Origin of the sequence: Acinetobacter sp. P1(2025), assembly GCF_051390655.1 — a bacterium.
Classification (GTDB): Bacteria; Pseudomonadota; Gammaproteobacteria; order Pseudomonadales; family Moraxellaceae; genus Acinetobacter; species Acinetobacter junii.
Genome location: NZ_JBPKBJ010000004.1, coordinates 11,760 through 27,004 on the forward strand (window position 1 = coordinate 11,760; position 15,245 = coordinate 27,004).

The following is a 15,245-nucleotide window of genomic DNA, read 5'->3' on the forward strand; positions in this document are numbered from 1 at the left end:
ATAAGTACTTACAACAATAAATTTATCTAGAACGCTTATTTACTGTGGAATATGTGCTTTCTTAAAGGAATAGATATTAAATTTTATTTGTTCAAAGGCAAATTCTTTATTTTGGTCTATTTCTTGCTGCATTTTGAGAAGAAAATCACATTTAGCGCTAGAACCTTGAAATAGGGAAGCTGTGGTTCTTTTAAACATTCACAGCATTTATTTTGCATATTGAAAAACCGTCATCAGCTGACAAAAAATGTTAGTTAATGCTTGAAGTGGAATGTGAAAATAAAGGCTAGAATTTAACTAAAGATGGTTTGCACACTCAGAACAAGATAGAACTGAAAATCAATCCAATTCGATTCTCGATAATCTTGTTTGGGGATGAGAGGTGTCAGGATGAAACCAACAGACCAAACCTTGATGAAACAAATGCATATTTCCTCAGAAGAAATAGAGTATCGAAAATCTTTACTATCGTTGACGAATAAAGAACTTCTACAGTTGGTTCAATTAGGCATAAAACTTGAGCCTTTATTTGATCAAGTTGTGATGGAGTTTTATCAACAACAAACTTCAGTAGCCGAAATTGCAACTTTGATTGGAGATGTAGATACCTTATCTCGTTTACAACGTGCGCAACGACAATACGTCACTGAGTTGTTTTCTGGGACTTATGATGCCAATTACGTTAACAACCGTCTAAGGATTGGTTTAGTGCATAAACGGATCGGTGTAGAACCCAAATTATATTTATCGGCGATTTATCATCTGAAAACTAGATTAATGACTTTGGTGTATGAGCAAATTGGACATACAGATGAATATCATCAAGTTGTGCAAACTCTAGAAAAACTATTTATGTTTGATATTTCTTTAGTTGTTGAAACCTATGTTTGGAGTTTAGTCAGTGAAATCAAATCGTCTAAAGAGAAAATTGAACAATATGCTAATGTCCTCGAAGATCGGGCACAACAAATGGAAGCATTGTCACAAACCGATCCTCTGACAGGTTTACTGAATGTTCGACATTTAAATAGTATTTTGAATGCAACCATATGTACGGCTGAACACACATTAGAACCTGTGACGGTGGTATTTATTGATATTAATGATTTCAAAATGATCAACGATACATTTGGGCACCCACGTGGCGATCAAATTTTAAAAATAGTGGCAGATGGTATCCGCTATGTTGCTCGACTTGATGATCATTGTTTCCGATGCGGAGGTGATGAATTCTGTATCATTTTCCCAAGATGTACAGAATCTCAAGCGATAGAGAGTTTTGTACCTCGTTTGGAGCAATATATTCGCCAAATAGAACCTTCAATTAGCTTGAGTATCGGTGTCAAACAAACCGATCATGTTGAAGGGTATATTGATGCAACAACCTTAATCCATGAAGCTGATGCGAGAATGTATCAGGTGAAAAAAGAGCGTAAAACAAAAATATAGTTTTTAAAAAAGTTATTAAGTTTTTGAAAAATAGAATTAAAAAAAATTAACTCGCTATCTACGTCTGAGTTTGAGTAAAAGCGGCTAGAAATTGTGAGGGATGGTGTTAAAATTTGGCGATTAATTTTTAAGTGCCGATATCAATGATTAAATGGATCATATTAGCGATCTTTATCATTTCGGCGTTGTATATTCAGCGTCGTGGTAAAGTTAAGCATTCGTTTTATCGTCAATTTTTTGACCATTCTACTGTGCTCGCACCGATTAATTTCTTAATGTACATGTTTTCTAAAGTACCGAATCAACCTTATATCGATACTCAATATTTCAAAGACCTAAAAATTTTAGATGAAAATTGGGAAATGATTCGTGATGAGGCAAAAGCTTTATACGACAAGGGTGGGATTAAAGCTTCAAGTAGCTACGATGACTTAGGTTTTAACTCATTTTTTAAAACAGGTTGGAAGCGTTTTTATCTTAAATGGTACGATTCTGCGCATCCGTCAGCTGCAGAGCTTTGCCCAAAAACGACGGCTTTGTTGAAAACATTGCCAAGTATTAAGGCTGCGATGTTTACCGAGTTGGCACCAGATAGTCGTTTAGTACGACATCGTGACCCTTATGCAGGTTCGTTGCGTTATCATTTAGGTTTGATTACACCAAATGATGACCGTTGCTTTATTGATGTGGATGGCGAACGTTATTCATGGCGTGATGGTGAAAGTGTTGTGTTTGATGAAACCTACATTCACTACGCTGAAAATAAAACAGATCAAAACCGTATTATCTTTTTCGCTGATGTAGAGCGTCCATTAAAGACGCGTTTTATGGAAAAGTTTAATCACTGGTTTGGTAAAAGTGTGATGACTGCTGCGAGTTCACCTAATGAAGCAGGTGACCAAACAGGTGGTTTAAATAAAGTTTTTGGTTATGTTTACCAAATCCGAATTAAAGCCAAAGCATTAAAGAAATCAAACCGCCAACTTTATTACTTTTTAAAGTGGTTCTTAATGTTAGGATTATTCTTCCTTATTTTTATACGTCCCTATGTATTTTAATGAGTGAAATCAAAACGCCCGACAGGGCGTTTTTTATTTGCTCTCGTTATAAAATACGTTTAAATGAGTGAACTTTATCGAGGTACAAAGTATGCAGACATTTCGTTCAAAAATAGATTGGTGGTTATGGGGAATAGTCATTGCGACGACAGGTTTACTGCTGCAGTTTTTATGGACGATGTATATTAAAGGAACCATGCAAGAATACCCTGAGCATGCAGTTATATACTTTCTAACGATTGTAGTGCTGTGGTGGCCGATCTTAAACACTCGTTATGTTGTGACTGAACATGAGTTGACGATTCATTCGATGTGGTTTAAATGGAGAATAAATAGGAAGGATATTGTTGAGCTTACAAGCACACATCATCTGACCTCGTCCCCAGCTCTATCTTTGGATCGTTTACGCATTGATTATAAAAAGAATGGTATAGCAACTTATATTTTGGTATCACCTAAAAATAAACAGGCTTTCTGTCAGGCAATACAGTCAGTACTCACTAAAAAATAGATTGATAATTTCGCATTTCATGTTGAATAGAAAACTTATTTTTAAAAAGAGCAATATTTTTTTTAGTTGTACCAGATAGTATAATTTGGATAAAATTTGATATTTAAAATCATGAGAAAATATAATGAAAAAACAGCTATTGATTAGTTTAAGTATTTTAAGTTTAGTGGCTTGTACTGAAGAAACTGATGATATTTATGGAACTGTTGATCCTCAGAATAAAGCTTTTTATAGTTATGATCTTTCAGCTGCAAATGAGTCTAATAAACTGACAAAGAAATCGTATCAAGTAGATAAAAATAATGATCTTTTAATTTCTTATACCGAGACACCAAAATTACAGACAGAAGCGCTTCGAAACTTCATTACTAGCAATGGGATATCAACCATATTTCCACCGCAAAATACCACTGGTGCTTATATCGTAGGTCGTAAAGCAGTATTCAGTGATAGTGTTTTAGAGTATGAACCTTATAATTTAGAACAGAGAACAGCATTTAAACTTACTTATCAGCTCAAGAAGATTGACTTGTCTGGCTTAGATGTTTCTAACTATGTACGTTATTTTTTAAGACAAGCGACAGCATCTTCGTTCATAAGCGATGTAACGCTAGAAATTATTCAAGGACTATTGTTTGCCAGTCAGGATAAATTCCCTGCAGGTGCAACATGTTGGCAAAAACAAGTTCAGTTGAGTACTCAAGATTATATTGAATCTTATCCAACGCAAAATCTTGCGCATGTCAGTACCAGTAGCAGCGTTGAAAATCAGGGTATTTGGCAAAATGCATCATGGACAGCATATCAACCTAGTACAGAGTTTAATTTAGCGGATACGCGAATTCGTCATCAAGCACGTGAGTATTGGGGGTTTTACCATACGACGAGAGAGGTTAATCCAATTACTCCGACAAATGAACTCGCTTGTGATTTCTTTAATGAGTCAGCATTTAAGAGTGTTGATAAAGTATTGAGTCGAGTTTTTTAATTATCGGTGTAATTTGAGCCATTGAGTTGATGGATTTTAGCTCAATTCACTTGAAATTGATTTATGCAGACTACATCATCAAACCAATACTGATCATGAAAGTCTGCTGTGAATCCAAACGCGCGTGAACACATTGAAAAAATACTGACTCATATGACCCAATTGCCTGGTGTGTACAAAATGCTAGGCAAAGATGGGGAGTTGCTATATGTCGGTAAAGCGAAGAATCTAAAAAATCGTGTCTCCAGCTATTTTGTAAAAACTATTGAGCATCCTAAAACACAAGCTCTGGTTGCACGTATTTATGATATCGAGACATTGATTGTTCGTTCCGAAACTGAAGCGCTACTATTAGAACAAAATCTTATTAAATTACATCGTCCGCCATATAACATCATGCTGCGGGACGATAAGTCTTATGTCTATATCTTTGTTTCCGCAGATAAACCTTATCCTCGTATTGCCAGTGGGCGAGGTAAAGGTAAGCATCAAATCGGAAAATTTTTTGGTCCTTATCCAAGTGCGTACAGCGCGCGAGATACTCTTTTAACCTTACAAAAACTATTTAATGTAAGACAGTGTGAAAATAGCTATTTTTCTCAACGCAAACGCCCTTGTCTACAATATCAAATCAAACGGTGTACAGCACCGTGTGTGGGGTTAATTAGTCCAGAAGACTATAAAGAAGATGTTGATAATTCAATTCGCTTCTTACAAGGTGATACCAAAGAACTGAATCAGGAATTAATCGGCAAAATGGAGCAAGCGGCAGAAGCTCTTGAGTTCGAAAAAGCGGTATTTTATCGGGATCGGTTGTCTTTATTACGTGAAGTTCAAGCACAACAAGCGGTGTTTAAAATAAAAGGTGAAGCTGATATTTTAGCCATTGCCTATCAAGCGGGTGTCACCTGCGTACAAATCATGTATGTGCGTAATGGTCGTATGCTGGGAGGAAAAAGCTATTTTCCAGATATGTTGGGTGATGATCTTGGACAAATGCTCAGTGATTTTATTGCTAACTTCTACTTCCAAGTGGCAGATGAAATCCCTTCTGAGTTGATTGTGAATGTCGAACTTCCTGATCGAGTTCAACTCGAAGAAGCGTTACAACAAACCTTTGAGAAGAAAGTTCAGATCAAGCACAAAGTTCGAGAAACACGGGCTGAGTGGCAAGAGCTTGCACAAATGAACGTGCAGCATGCAATCAAAGGGAAGTTGAGTAATCATTTAGAGTTGAATGAGCGTTTTCATCAACTTGAACAAGTTGCAGGACGTCCGATTGATCGAATTGAATGTTTTGATATTAGTCATACGATGGGAGAAGCACCAATCGCTTCCTGTGTGGTGTTCGATCAAGGTGGAGCGAGAAAAAGAGATTATCGTCAGTTCGCCATTCAGGACATTACTGGTGGTGATGACTATGCAGCGATGCGTCAAGCGCTGATTCGTCGTTATAAAAAGAATATGTTACCTGACCTTTTACTGATTGATGGTGGTAAAGGGCAGTTGCATATGGCTATGGATGTCATGCAAGAGCTTGGTCTAGATGCATTTATGATTGGGGTCTCTAAAGGTGAAGGGCGAAAACCAGGTTTAGAAACCTTACATTTTACTGATGGTACAAAGATCCAATTGCCTGAAGACCACAAAGCTTTGCACTTGATTCAGCAAGTTCGAGATGAAGCACATCGTTTTGCCATCACCAAACATAGAGCCAAGCGAGATAAACGACGTAGTAGTTCTGTATTGGAAGCAATCCCAGGTTTAGGACCTAAACGTCGACGCGATTTATTGACTCATTTTGGCGGTATACAAGGCGTGTTAAAAGCTTCAGAAAAAGAATTAATGCTTGTTCCTGGTTTGGGAGAAGTGATGGCAAGGACGATTTATAAAATTCTTCATGAATAAAAGGGCGGATTGACCGAATCTTCCATAGAGTTGTGGATAAATGATCATTCACAAAACTTAAGAAACGTTGAAAGATAAAGTGAATTTGCTCCTTAAGGAATAATAATGTCACTGCTTGGATTGTATCAAGAGTTAGAACAACAAGAATGGATTGATATTCCATCAGGATGGTTGCAAGGGCGTACGGTATTTGGTGGTCTTATCGCAGGTCTGCTCATCCAAAAAGCGATCCTTACGGTCAATGATTCAGCAAAACAGCTTTTAAGTTGCAGTGTCAGCTTTGTTGGGCCTGTACAGCAAGGTGCAGCCAAATTGACGGCTGAAGTATTGAGACAAGGGAAATCAGTGACGACACTTGAAATTCGTCTTTGGCAAGACGATGCAGTGCAAAGTGTTTTAGTCGCAAGCTTCGGTTTGGGGCGAGAATCGAGAATTGTGGTGAATAACCAACCAACAGTTCCTGACTACGTAACAGCAGATCAACTGGAAAAAATGGTTTATCTTGAAGGTTTGATGCCTGAATGCTTACAACAGTTCGAGCTGTGTTGGGCTGAAGGACATTATCCTATGGCAGGAAGTAAAACACCTGATTTTGGTGGATGGTGTCGTTTTTCTCCTCAATTACACTCAAATCGTGATTTATATTTGGGTGATTTATTTTCTTTAATGGATGTTTGGCCGCCAGGTGTTTTGCCAATGTTTAAAACACCAGCACCAGCGAGCTCTTTAAGTTGGCACATTACATATATACACCCGATTGAAAATCAACTGCATGACTGGTTTAAATATAAAGTCGTTACTGAGTTTGCAGAACACGGTTATTCAACAGAATATGCTTATCTTTGGGATAGTGAAAATCGATTAATTGCGATCCTTAGGCAGACGGTTGCCGTTTTTGCCTAGTCGACACTTCCTCGTATTTCGTATAAAGTTGCTTACAGATGGATACAATCTCGGCACAACCTTTGTGCAATATGCATATTTGATGCGACCAACATGGCGGTGTTTATGAGCACAGGGCGAATCCTGAACATTCCTAATATTCTAACATTGGCACGTATTGCCTTTATTCCTGTTTTTTTGGTGATTGCCTATTGGCCACCAGCGATTGGAATTGCTGAGCATCATGGTGGGATGATGCGACATTTGATTTTGACCGCGATCTTTGTCCTTGCAGCTGTAACAGATTGGTTTGATGGCTACCTCGCAAGGACATTAAATCAAACATCGGCTTTTGGACGCTTTCTCGATCCTGTCGCTGATAAATTGATGGTCGCTGCTGCTTTGATTGTTTTGGTTCAATGGCAACCTACAATTTCCATGGCATTTGCTGCGATTGTGATTATTTCTCGTGAAATTACAGTTTCAGCATTGCGAGAATGGATGGCAGAACTGGGTGCAAGAACCAATGTTGCGGTTTCAACCGTAGGTAAATATAAAACAGCCTTTCAAATGATTGCGATTAGTGTATTTTTGTTGAACTGGAAGCCATTAGAAATCTGGGCATATGCTTTATTGTATGCTGCGGTGATATTAACCTTGTGGTCGATGATTATATATCTACGAGCTGCATGGCCTTATTTAAAACAGCCTTAATTGCTCATCAATCTAATAGCATCAAATCTAAGAAGCTCTCTACCTAGAGGGCTTTTTTATTGCTTCATATATACAGCTCAAGAAAAAAGCCCATAACGAATATGAGCTTAGTTCTCTGAGGAAAGTCATGCTCTTTTTGGGAGAGTATGCTGAAGAACATAATCATAATATGAGAATATGTTGATATTTACAACGCATGAAAGTGTAAAGATTTTTTAATATTCTCAGTTTTGGTTTGCTTGGTTTTCAGTCAGTGTTGCAAATTTATGTTCGATCTGAGCTGCATTGCTTTGTAAGATTTCGATAAGCTTCTGAATATTCAGAAAATCAAAACGATTTTTTGATGCAACTAAGGTCAAGGCGATCGGTGCTTCCTTTGTGGAAAAACGTATCGGCACAGACAGACCGCAAACTTGTGGATCAATTTCACCTTGAGATAAATAAAATCCCTGCTTTTTGATTTTTTTCATCTGTTGAGCGAATTCATCTAGATCATGGGCAAAGCCAACTTTGGCAAGCTCATTTGAGAATTGCTCATAGTAAGACTGAATTCTTTGTTTGGTTAAATGAGCAATCACAATTTTAGGTGATGCCCCCACATATACAGGTCGAGGACAGCCACGTCCGTATGAAAGCAGCTCGGCTGCTTTGAAGGTTTCATGATGTAAATCAATACAGTAATCATGATTCAAATAGGTGAGTAAGCAGCAAAGTTCTGTACGATCTACGATGTCTCGCATGAACGGAATACTGATTTGTACTAAAGGATCTGTACTATGCGAAATATAGTCTAAAACCGCTATTTTAGAGCCTAAAGTGTAGTCACCAGATGTTCCACTAATACGTTTCAAGATATCAGTTGATACCAGTTCCTTTAAATAGCGATATGCAGTGGGTTTTGAGAGATTGAGCTCATCACAAATGATATCAACGTTGATAATCGGGCGAGAAACTGAAAATAAGTCCAGTACAGTGAGAATTTTACCAAAACTCGAAATTGCCATGATGAGCTGTTTACTCCTTAAAAATAGTCTAAAGCTGTGGCTTTTATTTGCTTTATAACAGAAAAGTCATTCAGCGGGTATGCACTTTTAGCGTAGTTGATTCTAAAACGTATGAATAAGTTCTCTGATGAGAAAAATGATATTTTTTGAATGACATATTCTGTATTTAATTAAATAATTATCAAATAGTGATAATTTATGTTGACTAAGTAACTTTGTTTTGAAAAAATTATAAGCACAATTTCTTCATTGGATAATTTGTTTTAAATTTATCCCTGAAATGTTTGCCATTCCGATCAGTTCATTCTATTTCACGGTCAATTGAACGCTCTTTTAGTCTCTATCAAGAAGCTAAATGCAGCTGAGTTGTGATGTGAATTTGCGTTTCCTAACGCGGTTAGTATTGAGAAAAGTTCATGTTATTTAAACAGTTGTTGGCTTTTAGGCCGAGTCGACTTGATATTATTTTTGCGTGCAAAACCTTTGTCGCAGGGATGTTGGCACTGTTTATTTCATTTGAGCTTGATTTGATTAACCCAATGTGGTCGATAGGGACGGTATTAATTATTGCCAGTCCTTACTCTGGAATGGTTTCTTCCAAATGTATTTATCGCTTGGTTGGTACGGCTGCAGGAGCAATTATCGCGTTGATTTTGACACCACATTTTATCAATACGCCGTGGTTGTTTACGATCATCTTGGCACTGTGGGTCGGATTTGCACTGTATATATCGCTCTTGGATCGTACTCCACGTAGCTATGTATTTATGTTGGCTGGATATTCCACCGCAATGATTGTGTATAACGCCATCACTTATGTTGATACTTATAATATTTTTGATATTGCTCTGGCACGAGTTTTAGAAATTTCTGTAGGTGTGATTTCAACCGCTGTCGTTTCAGCAACTTTTTTTCCTGTTCATGTAGGTGCCATGATTAAACAACGTGTCATCAAAACTTTGCAGGATCTGGAAAATATTTTTGAAAAACTCATTTCAGCCCATGATACAAACCAAAATTACACACAAATTTTAGGGGTGATCACTCGTGATGCATCAGATATCCATGCTCTAGCAGTTCATCTCGCTTATGAAAAAGGCGAGTTGCAAGGCATGACCAAACCTCTACAAGAAATGCTGCATCAGGTCTCGCTTGTTGTGGCCAATCTAGTTGCCATGTCTCAACGGATTAAACAATTAGAGCAAATGCCATTAACTACATTAGCTCCAAGGTTAAGCCAACTACGACAACAGACCTTACAGTTTTTAAATCAAGAAAAACAATTAACTGCCGATAACTTAAGTGATTTGCCACCACAGTTTGAACAAGATTTTAGCGAATTGATTGCGATGGCTTCGTCTGAACAAAAGACTGTGTTGGCTGCATTAAAAATGGATGTACGTCATTTTATCGCCAATATGTTGGCAGTGAAGTTACTTTGGCAACAGATCCAGAAAGGTCATAAAGAAATCCCATCTGAGATAACTACGATCACCACCAAATATCCAAGTTTACACCGTGATCATGGTATCGCGGTACGCGGTGGAATCAGTGCGGTTCTCATCACTTTCATCGTGACAGGAGCGTGGATTTTATCAGGTTGGAAAGCTGGATTTATGATGGCACAAATGGGCGCGATCACAGCGTGTATTTTGACTGCTTTGGATAATCCTGTGCCTGTGTTGCGCATATTTATCTGGGGGAGCATCGTTTCAGCGGGATTGGTTTTTATTTATGCCTTTGGAATTTTTCCCCACATTACGCACTTTTGGCAATTAGCACTGGTACTTTTTCCAATTTTCCTTGTGGCTGTAAGCATGATGGCAAATCAAATGCTAATGCCGATAGGTATGGTTTTAGGCATTAATACCATGATGGGGCTGAATTTACACAATAAATATTCAATGGATGCGGTGTCTTATTTAGACAGCTCTTTTGCCATGATTTTAGGTGTTTTGGTCTCATTAATTGTGATTGATTTGGTTCGTGCTGTTTCACCAGATACAAGCGCAACACGTATTTTAAGTTTGCATTACCAAGCGATGCGTCAAGCTTTAACACTGAGTTATGGGATTGATTTCAAAATTCATTTACGTAGCATGCTTGATCGAGTTGGGGTTCTAAATAGCAAGATGGTACAAAATGCTGAACTGAAATATGCCATCCAAAATGCCTTAATTGAAAGTGCATCGATTGTTGATCTTGTGCGATTACAGGAAATCCGCCAAAAGCTTCCACATTATGTGGACTTGCAAATGGAAATTGCTCTTTTAGAACAGCAGCTTGCCGAATATTTTCAAACTCAATCAGAGCAACTTTCACTTCAAACTTTTCCAACGAAAATTCTTCAGCAAATCGAAGTGGTCAAGCATCTTGCAATGCCAATTAGTGAAGATGAGTTGCATCAAAGATTATTGATTTCACTGAATAATATTCTCAAAAGCATTGGGCATGTTTCAAATGAACAGGTGAGTTTAAATATGAATGACGTTGAGGTTGCTCATGGGTGAAATCAATCTATATGGAATTTATATTCCAACGTTGTTAGTGCAAGCCGTGATTGCTTATGTGCTGTTTAAGATGTTGAGTCCATTTGTAGACCGTTTCGCTCAGATGGGATGGATCGGGTTACCCAGTATTTTTAATCTCTGCTTCTATTTAGCTTTGATGCTTTGTGTGCATGAGATTTTTGTCCGACTTTGGATTTGAGCTAAATTTTTGATTGTTTAAATTTCTCTGATTTAAAAATGAGTAGTAAAGGTGAAGAACATGAATGCATTTGATATGCGAAAAGTCATACGACCTGTGGTTCTTATCATTGCCATTATTGTGGCGATATACACGGTTGTGCATTTATGGAATTACTATAATGCGGCACCTTGGACGCGAGATGGTCGTGTCCGTGGCGATGTCATTCAAGTGGCTTCAGATGTCAATGGTTTGGTGACTGAGGTTTTGGTACAAGACAACCAAACTGTAAAGAAAGGACAGGTCTTGTTTAAAATTGATGTCGCACGTCAAGCACTGGATGTGGAGCAAGCCAAATCTGATCTTGCGAAAGCTAAAGCAGGTCTAGCACAAGCTCAAGCGACTCTCTCGGGTACCAAAGCTAGCTTAGTAAAGACCGAAGCCAATATGAAACTTGCCGAAAAGAATGCAGCTCGATATACCAGTCTTATGGATGGTGCAATTTCCAAACAGGAACAAGATCAAGTTTTTGCTGCACGTGATCAAGCTTTTGCTGAACGCGAACAATTAAAAGCAAGTATTGAACAAGCCAATGCTGCGATTGAACAGCAACATGCGTTACTGGATGTGGCGACAAGTAATTTGCACTTGGCAGAATTGAATTTACACCGTTCAGAAGTTGTTGCTCCTGCCGATGGAACTTTATCAAATTTTGATTTACGTGTGGGTAATTACGTTAAAGTTGGACAAGCTGTGGCAGCTCTTTTAGATCGTCAGCAACTTTATGTGGTTGGTTATTTTGAAGAAACAAAACTTGACCGTATTCATGTTGGAGATGTTGCAACAGTTCAATTGATGGGGGACAAACAACGTATTCGTGGTCATGTGCAAGGTATTGCATCTGGGATTGAAGATCGCGAGCGTTCGGGCAGTTCAAACTTATTGGCAAATGTAAATCCAACTTTTAGTTGGGTACGATTGGCTCAACGAGTTCCTGTGAAAATTGTATTAGATGAACCACCACAAAATCCATTGGCATTCGTTTCTGGACGCACTGCAACGGTGAGAGTGATTGAGAAATAAGCTTTGAAGTTGTTAATAAATGAAACCTGTAGAGTGATATTGGTTAGTAAAGCTCATAAGCTCAATTCAATGTTGTTATTCCGTTCCGCCTTCAATGTTAGTTCAGCTCAAAAGGCGATATGGATATCGCCCGCCAAGATATTCATTTATATCTAAGATGTCTGATTAAGGTGTGATGCCTGTAGGATCGCGATACCAGCTTTGTATCAACAACGCTGCTGCGAAGCTATCTGCTGATAAGCGTTTTGCTTGCCCTTTACTTTGATAAGATTCGAGTTCTTCTCTCGCTTCACGAGTTGTTAGGCGTTCATCCACCATCCATGTTTGGATATTTGTCTGGTGACGTAAACGACGAGCGAATTTACGAGCGCGCGCTGAGAGTTCGGATTCACTATCATCCATATTCAAAGGTAGCCCAACTAGAAATAAGTTCGGTTGCCACTCTTTAACAAGTTTGAGTAATTGGTTCCAGTCAGGGATGCCATCTTTCATTATAAACAAAGGCAGAGGATTGGCACTTTCGATCGCGGATTGACCAATCGCAATGCCCATTTTTTGTGTACCAAAATCAAATGCCATAATCGACTGGGAAGTTTCTATATCAGGCATGACCAATCTCAGAAGCAAACCAGGTACGATCTACACCGATTTTTTTATAAGCCGCATCCCAACGATCGCCGTATGGAAGATTAAAAATAAGATCCATATCTGAATCGCAAATTAACCAGTCACCACGAGTGATTTCATCTTCAAGTTGATTTTTACCCCAACTCGCATAGCCTAGAGCAATTTGATAGCGACCAACGCCTTCATTGTGAGCAATTGCATCTAAGATATCTTTACTGGTAGTAATACAGACGTTTTCTCCTACCGCAATAGAGGAGTGCCAAGTCGGTTGACCAGTATGTAGAACAAAGCCTGCTTCTGGGCGTAAAGGACCGCCCTGCAAGACCGCGTGAGGGTGAACATTATCCGCATCAATCTCCAAATCATTGAGAAGTTCTTTGATTTGTAAATCAGACGGACGATTGATAATGATGCCTTGTGCACCGTCTTCATCATGGCGCGCAACATAGATGACAGTATTTGCAAAGAAGTCATCTGCCATGTCTGGTGGAGCGATGAGACAACGGTGAGTTAAGTATTGTTTCGTCACCTAGGCGGTTCTCCATCAAAAGAATGTACGTTTCTATCTATATAGGTTCTTTATATCAACATACAAGAGTTAATCGGATTTCGCCAATCATTTTCTGATATTTTGTCCTAAAAATCAGGCAGGCTGAAACTTAAGCTGTCGCAACTGCTTTGCATGTTGCAAAGTTGTCTCACTAATTTCGACACCACCAGACATACGAGCAAGCTCTAGAATACGCTGTTCTTCGTCGAGTTCGATGATGGTACTGCTAGCTGGATCAGTTTGTTGTTTTTTGACCAGTAGATGTTGATCGGATTGCGCCGCAACCTGGGCTTGGTGAGTAATACATAGTAATTGAACATGCTGTGCTAAATCAGCCAGTAATCGTCCTACAACTTCTGCAGTTCCACCGCTAATTCCGACATCAATTTCATCAAATACTAGAACTTCTGCTTCGGTCTTCTCAGCATTCATGACTTGCATGACTAAAGCAATACGAGAAAGCTCACCACCTGAGGCAACTCGTGCTAATGGTTGTGGAGGAATTCCTTTATTTGCAGTGAATAGCAGTTGAATAAAGCTTAAGCCTTCTGATGATGCTTGTTCTAATGGTTCGAATTTGAATTCAAAATGAGCTTCAGGAAGAGCCAAAGGTTTGACTTGTTCCGTCAGTTGTTTAGCTAGTGGAATCGCAGCGGTGCGACGAATATCATCTAAGTGCTGTGCTTTTTCAATAAAGGATTGATAGGCAATTTCAACTTGTTCAGCCAAAGTTTCAGGATCTTCAAGTTGATGAAGTTGTTCTAATTCCTGTTGCCATTGTTCAAAATCTTGTTTGAGGGACTCTGGTTGAGTTCTGTATTTACGTGCCAGACGATGGAAAATTTCAAGTGTAGAATTTAATTGCTCCATGCGTTCAGGATCGAAACTTTGGCGATCGATGAACTGACGCAAGCTTGCTGTAGCATCTTCGATTTCGCTTTGTGCATTTAATAAAGAATTATAAATGGTTGAAAGCAGTTCGCTGCGTCCAGCATGAGACTCTAACCGACGAATAATCGATGAGATTTCTTGATTAATATTTTGTTCAGCTTCATCCAATACATTTAGGCTATAACCACAGTCTTGCATGATGTGTTCGTGATGGCTTAAGCGATCAAATTCTTGTTCAATTTCTCGATAGTCTGTTTGTACGATTTCTTCAAGCTCTTCCAATTGAGTTTCTAAGTTTTGTATCTTCTGCAGGCGAGTGGCTTGCGCATCTAGCGCGGCTTGGTGTTGTCGGATATTTTGCTGCCAAATGCTATACGCTTCACGAACTGCTTGTGCTTGATCACCAAAATTGTGATAACGATCTAACCAGTGTTTTGGATAAGGTGGTTCTAGAAGTTGTTGCTGACTGTGCTGGCTGTAGAGTTGGACTAATAATCGCCCGATTTCTTTAAGTTCAGCAAGGCTACTAGGTCTTCCATTAATCCAAGCTTTACTTCGCCCAGTTGCAAAGATGACGCGACGCAAATGAATCTCGCCTGATTCATCATCAAGTTCATGATCTATGAGCCAATTGGCTTCAGCACTATTAGCTTGGTAGCTAAAAATAGCCGTAACGTCAGCTTTATCTGCACCATATCGGACATAATTTGTATCTGTGCGTTCACCTAAACATGCAGATAAGGCATCTAACAATAAAGATTTTCCTGCGCCTGTTTCTCCTGTGAGAACATTAAAGCCTTGTTCAATATCTAAAGCTAAGTGGTCAGCGAGTGCAAAATTAATTAAAGTTAAATGGGTGAGCATAAACGCATCCAATGCACAGATTGTTTTG

General features: G+C 38.7%; 14 protein-coding genes. 10 read left to right on the forward strand and 4 right to left on the reverse strand.

Going from position 1 to position 15,245, the window contains the following annotated elements; translation table 11 throughout:
• Positions 1 to 390 precede the first annotated feature (390 nt).
• The 7 genes from ACSC97_RS01745 (at position 391) to pgsA (ending at position 7,510) form a co-directional block, all read left to right on the forward strand.
• A complete protein-coding gene (locus tag ACSC97_RS01745) occupies positions 391 to 1,449 on the forward strand; it encodes a diguanylate cyclase domain-containing protein (protein WP_004957450.1) in 1,059 nt (352 codons plus the stop codon).
• Between the two features lie 143 nt (positions 1,450 to 1,592).
• Positions 1,593 to 2,507, forward strand: coding sequence for a lipid A hydroxylase LpxO (lpxO, locus tag ACSC97_RS01750; protein ID WP_004957454.1), 915 nt, complete (start codon positions 1,593 to 1,595; stop codon positions 2,505 to 2,507).
• Between the two features lie 91 nt (positions 2,508 to 2,598).
• Positions 2,599 to 3,018, forward strand: coding sequence for a PH domain-containing protein (locus tag ACSC97_RS01755; RefSeq protein ID WP_436659015.1), 420 nt, complete (start codon positions 2,599 to 2,601; stop codon positions 3,016 to 3,018).
• A gap of 124 nt (positions 3,019 to 3,142) precedes the next feature.
• Positions 3,143 to 4,006, forward strand: coding sequence for a hypothetical protein (locus ACSC97_RS01760; protein WP_436659017.1), 864 nt, complete (start codon positions 3,143 to 3,145; stop codon positions 4,004 to 4,006).
• A gap of 108 nt (positions 4,007 to 4,114) precedes the next feature.
• Positions 4,115 to 5,914 carry an excinuclease ABC subunit UvrC gene (gene uvrC / locus ACSC97_RS01765; protein ID WP_004916878.1) on the forward strand — a complete coding sequence of 600 codons (1,800 nt, stop codon included), beginning with the start codon at positions 4,115 to 4,117 and terminating at the stop codon, positions 5,912 to 5,914.
• Positions 5,915 to 6,019: 105 nt separating this feature from the next.
• Positions 6,020 to 6,817, forward strand: coding sequence for a thioesterase family protein (locus ACSC97_RS01770; protein WP_125298859.1), 798 nt, complete (start codon positions 6,020 to 6,022; stop codon positions 6,815 to 6,817).
• Positions 6,818 to 6,922: 105 nt separating this feature from the next.
• A complete protein-coding gene (pgsA, locus tag ACSC97_RS01775) occupies positions 6,923 to 7,510 on the forward strand; it encodes a CDP-diacylglycerol--glycerol-3-phosphate 3-phosphatidyltransferase (RefSeq protein WP_004916874.1) in 588 nt (195 codons plus the stop codon).
• Positions 7,511 to 7,734: 224 nt separating this feature from the next.
• Here the strand turns inward: pgsA and ACSC97_RS01780 are convergent, their stop codons facing one another.
• On the reverse strand, positions 7,735 to 8,514 hold the full coding sequence (locus ACSC97_RS01780) for an IclR family transcriptional regulator (RefSeq protein WP_004916873.1): 780 nt from the start codon (positions 8,512 to 8,514) through the stop codon (positions 7,735 to 7,737).
• A 416-nt stretch (positions 8,515 to 8,930) separates the two neighbouring features.
• Here ACSC97_RS01780 and ACSC97_RS01785 point away from each other — a divergent pair, with 416 nt between their 5' ends.
• Genes ACSC97_RS01785 through ACSC97_RS01795 form a run of 3 tightly spaced genes read left to right on the forward strand, consistent with a single transcriptional unit; the run spans position 8,931 to position 12,285 of the window.
• Positions 8,931 to 11,024, forward strand: coding sequence for an FUSC family protein (locus ACSC97_RS01785; RefSeq protein WP_436659020.1), 2,094 nt, complete (start codon positions 8,931 to 8,933; stop codon positions 11,022 to 11,024).
• Positions 11,017 to 11,223, forward strand: a complete 207-nt coding sequence (locus ACSC97_RS01790) for a DUF1656 domain-containing protein (protein WP_004916871.1) — start codon at positions 11,017 to 11,019, stop codon at positions 11,221 to 11,223. The genes ACSC97_RS01785 and ACSC97_RS01790 overlap by 8 nt, the downstream gene beginning before the upstream one ends.
• A gap of 60 nt (positions 11,224 to 11,283) precedes the next feature.
• Positions 11,284 to 12,285, forward strand: a complete 1,002-nt coding sequence (locus tag ACSC97_RS01795) for an HlyD family secretion protein (protein WP_436659022.1) — start codon at positions 11,284 to 11,286, stop codon at positions 12,283 to 12,285.
• A 165-nt stretch (positions 12,286 to 12,450) separates the two neighbouring features.
• On the opposite strand, the gene ruvX is transcribed toward ACSC97_RS01795, so the two are convergent.
• The 3 genes from ruvX to recN form a co-directional block, all read right to left on the reverse strand.
• Entirely contained in the window at positions 12,451 to 12,894 is a 444-nt protein-coding gene (ruvX, locus tag ACSC97_RS01800; protein ID WP_436659024.1) for a Holliday junction resolvase RuvX, read from the reverse strand.
• Positions 12,887 to 13,441 carry a YqgE/AlgH family protein gene (locus tag ACSC97_RS01805; RefSeq protein ID WP_004916866.1) on the reverse strand — a complete coding sequence of 185 codons (555 nt, stop codon included), beginning with the start codon at positions 13,439 to 13,441 and terminating at the stop codon, positions 12,887 to 12,889. Before ACSC97_RS01805 ends, ruvX begins: the two co-directional genes overlap by 8 nt.
• A 114-nt stretch (positions 13,442 to 13,555) precedes the next feature.
• Positions 13,556 to 15,217: a DNA repair protein RecN gene (recN, locus tag ACSC97_RS01810; RefSeq protein ID WP_436659027.1), complete on the reverse strand. Its 1,662-nt coding sequence runs from the start codon at positions 15,215 to 15,217 to the stop codon at positions 13,556 to 13,558.
• Between the last annotated feature and the right edge of the window lie 28 nt (positions 15,218 to 15,245).